Origin of the sequence: Burkholderia sp. SIMBA_062 (assembly GCF_046534765.1) — a bacterium.
GTDB classification, from domain to species: Bacteria; Pseudomonadota; Gammaproteobacteria; order Burkholderiales; family Burkholderiaceae; genus Burkholderia; species Burkholderia ambifaria.
In genome coordinates, this window is sequence record NZ_JAWRYD010000401.1 from 1 (window position 1) to 257 (window position 257).

The 257-nt window shown below is 67.3% G+C and carries 1 protein-coding gene; it reads right to left on the reverse strand.

What is annotated here, in order from left to right:
• A partial coding sequence (locus tag SB786_RS36840) for an aminotransferase class I/II-fold pyridoxal phosphate-dependent enzyme (RefSeq protein WP_410731665.1) occupies nucleotides 1-257 on the reverse strand: 257 nt, incomplete at both ends.

Below are 257 nucleotides of genomic sequence, written 5' to 3' on the forward strand. Positions count from 1 at the left end.
GTAGTTCTGTACCGGGAAACCGGCGGTCTCGAACAGTGCGCGGTGGTTTTCCCAGCTCGGGTCGCTGATGGCAACCACGGCATTGGGCGACAGGCGCTTGAGGAAGTCGGCGCCGATCTTCAGCGCGCCGGTGCCGCCAACGGCCTGCACGGTGACCACGCGGCCGGCGGCCAGCAGTGGCGACTCGGCGCCGAAGATCAGTTTTTGCACGGCCTGGTCGTAAGTGGCGATGCCGTCGATCGGCAGGTAGCCGCGCG